This is a genomic window from Enterovirga sp. (assembly GCF_035325185.1).
Classification (GTDB): domain Bacteria; phylum Pseudomonadota; class Alphaproteobacteria; order Rhizobiales; family Beijerinckiaceae; genus Enterovirga.
The window spans coordinates 1-4274 of sequence record NZ_DAOLAJ010000160.1 but is presented as its reverse complement, the minus strand read 5'-3'; the positions used below and the strand labels follow the sequence as shown (position 1 = coordinate 4274).

The window sequence follows — 4274 nt, the reverse complement described above, 5'->3', positions numbered from 1 at the left end:
TGTCGGTCTCGATCTCGGCGATGACGTCGCCGGACTTGATCGTGTCGCCTTCCTTCTTCAGCCATTTGGCGAGATTGCCCTTCTCCATCGTCGGAGAGAGCGCGGGCATCAGGATGTTGGTCGGCATCGGTCGGCCCTCTCAGCGATAGCAGACGGCCTTGGCCGCCGCGACGACCTCGCCGATATTCGGAAGCGCGAGCTTTTCCAGGTTCGCCGCATAGGGCATCGGCACGTCCTTGCCGGTGATGCGCACGACCGGGGCGTCGAGATAGTCGAAAGCCTCCTCCATGATCTTCATGCCGATCTCGGCCGTCACGCCCGATTGCGGGAAGCCCTCCTCCACCGCGACGCAGCGATTCGTCTTCTGGACCGAGCGAATGACCGTCTCGATATCCATGGGCCGGATGGTGCGCAGGTCGATCACCTCCGCATCGATTCCCTCCTTGGCCAGCTCGTCGGCGGCCTTGATGGCGTAGGTCATGCCGATGCCGAAGGAGACGATGGTGACGTCCTTGCCCGGGCGGTGGATGCGCGCCTTGCCGATCGGCAGCACGAAATCGTCGAGCTTCGGCACCGGCATCGACTGGCCGTAGAGGATTTCGTTCTCGAGGAAGATGACCGGGTTCGGGTCGCGGATGGCGGCCTTGAGCAGGCCCTTCGCATCCGCCGCGGTGTAGGGCATCACGACCTTGAGGCCCGGCACGTTCGAATACCAGGCGGCATAGTCGTGCGAATGCTGGGCGGCAACGCGGGCGGCGGCCCCGTTCGGACCCCGGAAGACGATGGAGGCGCCCATCTGGCCGCCGGACATGTAGAGGGTCTTCGCCGCCGAATTGATGATGTGGTCGATCGCCTGCATGGCGAAGTTGAAGGTCATGAACTCGACGATGGGCCGCAGCCCCGTCAGCGCCGCCCCGACGCCGAGGCCGGCGAAGCCGTGCTCGGTGATCGGCGTGTCGATGACGCGCTTGGGCCCGAACTCCTGGAGCAGGCCCTGCGTCACCTTGTAGGCGCCCTGGTATTCGGCGACCTCCTCGCCCATCACGAAGACGTCCTTGTCGCGCCGCATCTCCTCGGCCATGGCGTCGCGGAGCGCCTCGCGCACCGTCTGCGAGACCATCTCGGTGCCGGCCGGCACCTCGGGCTCGGCCACGCTCTCCGGCTGGCGGGGCGCCGCCGGGACGGTGGCCGCGGGAGCCTCGGCCGGGGCAGCAGCCTTCGGCGCCTCTGCGGCCGCCCCGTTCGGGGCCGGCCTCGCGGAAGCCGCCGCCGATACGTCTTCGCCATCCGCCGCGATCACCCCGATCGGAGTGTTCACGGCCACGTTCTCCGTCCCGTCGGGGATGAGGATCTTCGCGAGGACACCCTCGTCGACCGCCTCGACCTCCATCGTCGCCTTGTCGGTCTCGATCTCGGCGATGATGTCGCCCGACTTGATCGGATCACCCTCCTTCTTGAGCCATTTCGAGAGCTTGCCCTCCTCCATCGTGGGCGAGAGTGCGGGCATGAGGATGTCGGTCGGCATCGGAAGGCTCTTGGATCAGAAGTCGAAGGGGGGAATGCGGCATCCCGTCCGGCGCCGGCCCTCGCGAGTCCCGCCCGCGCCGATGCGGCGGGACGCCGGCTTGCCGGCCTGCTCGCGACGGTGCCTTGGGGAGAGCGGGGCCATGGCGGGCGGGTCCGGCTAGGCTCGGACCTCGAGGAGGATGTCCGTCCAAAGCTCGGAGGGATCCGGCTCGGGGTCGTGGCTGGCGAATTCGGAGGCGTCGTTCACGATCTCGCGCACCTTGGCGTCGATCTTCTTCAGTTCGTCCTCGTCCATTCCGTGGGTTTCGAGGAGCCGCTTCCTGACCATCTCGATGGGGTCGCGCTCCTCGCGCATCTTGGCGACCTCGTCCTTCGAGCGGTACTTGGCCGGGTCGGACATCGAATGGCCGCGATAGCGATAGGTCTGCATCTCGAGGATGTAGGGCCCGTTGCCGGCGCGGGCGAAGTCGATCGCGCGCTGCCCGGCCTCGCGCACGGCCCGCACATCCATGCCGTCGACCTGCTCGCCGGGGATGTTGAAGGACACGCCGCGCTTGGAGAAATCCGTCTGCGCCGAGGCGCGGGTGACAGCGGTGCCCATCGCGTATTTGTTGTTCTCGATGACGTAGACGACCGGCAGCTTCCACAGCTCGGCCATGTTGAAGCTCTCGTAGACCTGCCCCTGGTTCGCGGCGCCGTCACCGCAATAGGCGAGCGCGACCTTGCCGTCCTCGCGATACCAGTTGGCGAGGCCGAGCCCGGTGCCGATGGCGATCTGGGCGCCCACGATGCCATGCCCGCCATAGAAGGCTTTCTCCTTGGAGAACATGTGCATCGAGCCGCCCTTGCCCTTGGAATAGCCTCCGCGGCGTCCGGTCAGCTCCGCCATCACCCCGCGCGGATCCATTCCGCAGGCGAGCATATGGCCGTGGTCGCGATAGCCGGTGATGACCTCGTCGCCCTCGCGGGACGCCATCTGCATGCCGACGACGACGGCTTCCTGGCCGATATAGAGATGGCAGAACCCGCCGATCAGGCCCATGCCGTAGAGCTGGCCCGCCTTCTCCTCGAAGCGCCGGATCAGCAGCATGTCCCGGTAGGCCTGGAGATCCTCGTCCTTGCTGAAGGACGAGGCCGGAGCCCCGGCCTCCTCGCCTTTCGGGGCGCCTCTCGTCTTGGCGGCCGCGGCCCTCCCTGTCGAGCCCGCCCTCGCCGTCCTGCGCGCTGACACCGCCATCCGTTCCTCCGCTAAGCCCGAACCTTGATTGTCGAGAAGGCTAGACCATGCGGCAAGGGAAATCGAGAGCGTAGCGGCGGCCAATCGCTCAGGGGCCGACGACGACGACGTCGTTCTTGTGCACGCGGCCGAGAAGGATACGCGCGCGTTCCTCGAGGAGGTCGCGGTCGACATGCTCGGCGCGCAGAAGCGCGAGACGGCGCTCCCATTCCTTGGTCTCGGCGCGGGCCGCGTCCAGCTCCTGGTTCGCCTCGAAGATCTGGATCTTCAGGACCTGCTTCACCCGCAGGCCGCGATTGCCGATCTCCGCATTGTGGAGGAAATAGGCGACGAGCCCCGCTCCCACGGCATAAGCCGAGACAGTCAGAAAAATTCCCCGATATCGACGGCGCACAACCATGGCCCATGCTTGGCCGGACCATGGTTAAGGACAGGTTAGAATTTCAGATCCGGGGCCGGGCGGGCGGGCGATTGCCCCGCGCGGCGAGGGCGAGCCCGGCGACAATGAGCGCGATCCCCGCAAGGTGGAAGGGCCCCGGCCATTCCCCGAGGATCGGAATCGCGGCGAGGGTTCCGACCACCGGAATCATGGGCGGGAAGAACTGCGTGCCCGAGGCGCCCAGCACCCGCACGCCGTGCCCCCAGAGCCAGAGCCCGACGATCGAGTTCATGATGCCCTGGTAGAAAGCCTGGACCAGCAGCACGTCGAGCGGCGCCGCCCAGAGCCGCGATTCGAGAAAGGCGAGATAGATCGGCATGTAGGCGAGCGAGAGCACGGAGCAGATCGTCGCTCCCACGATCGCGTCGATCCGCCATTTGTGGAGGAGGACGGGATAGAAGCCCCAGAGGAGGCCGGTGGCGAAATAGCAGAGGTCGCCCAGCATCACGGAGCGCGAGCCGCTGGCGGTGCCGGCAAGGGCGATGGTCGCGAGGCCGCACAGGGCGAAGGCGAGGCCGAGCAAGGTCAGGCGCGGCGGCAGGCGGCCCGCCAGAAAAGCGGCGTAGACGACGCCGACCACCGTCACGGTGCCCGGGCCCAAGGCGGCCCCGTGGGCTGCCGGCGCGAGCTTGGTGCCGAAGCTCATCAGGAGCGTGATGACGGCCCCGCTCGTGAGGGCGAGCGGGATTCCTCTCTTCCAGCCGATTCCAGCGCAGTCGGCGACGCCCTTGCGGACGAAGAACGGCAGCAGGATCAGGCCGGATATGCCGAAGCGCAGGGCGACCAGGTCATAGGGCGAGAGCCCGTGCTGGACGCCGTGGCGGCTGACGGCGAAATTCCCACCGGCCGTGAACATCGACACGACCATGGCGGCCACCGCGATGCGGGGAGACCAGCGGGGATGGGTAAGGGAGAAGCGCACGCTCCCCCTTAGCGCATGGCGCCCCGCGCGAGGCCATGCGATGCGCGCGGGGCTGGCCGGTGCCGGCAGAAGGTGGGAAGGGCTTCGGAGGCGATCAGACCTTCAGTGCGGCGCGTCCCGCGAATTTTGCGGCGCTCCCCAGTTCCTCC

The 4274-nt window shown here is 67.3% G+C and carries 5 protein-coding genes; all 5 read right to left on the bottom strand.

Going from position 1 to position 4274, the window contains the following annotated elements; all coding sequences use genetic code 11:
- Window positions 1-127, bottom strand: a 127-nt coding sequence (locus PKD06_RS18465) for a biotin/lipoyl-containing protein (protein WP_324382720.1), incomplete at its 3' end; no start/stop codon positions are given.
- 12 nt (window positions 128-139) lie between these two features.
- Window positions 140-1525: a pyruvate dehydrogenase complex E1 component subunit beta gene (locus PKD06_RS18460; protein WP_324382718.1), complete on the bottom strand. Its 1386-nt coding sequence runs from the start codon at window positions 1523-1525 to the stop codon at window positions 140-142.
- Between the two features lie 159 nt (window positions 1526-1684).
- Window positions 1685-2764 carry a pyruvate dehydrogenase (acetyl-transferring) E1 component subunit alpha gene (gene pdhA / locus PKD06_RS18455; protein WP_324382716.1) on the bottom strand — a complete coding sequence of 360 codons (1080 nt, stop codon included), beginning with the start codon at window positions 2762-2764 and terminating at the stop codon, window positions 1685-1687.
- An 88-nt stretch (window positions 2765-2852) separates the two neighbouring features.
- Window positions 2853-3164: a septum formation initiator family protein gene (locus PKD06_RS18450; protein ID WP_324382714.1), complete on the bottom strand. Its 312-nt coding sequence runs from the start codon at window positions 3162-3164 to the stop codon at window positions 2853-2855.
- 43 nt (window positions 3165-3207) lie between these two features.
- The gene (locus tag PKD06_RS18445) at window positions 3208-4125 is read right to left on the bottom strand and encodes a DMT family transporter (RefSeq protein WP_324382712.1); all 918 of its coding nucleotides are present in this window, start codon (window positions 4123-4125) and stop codon (window positions 3208-3210) included.
- Window positions 4126-4274 lie beyond the last annotated feature (149 nt).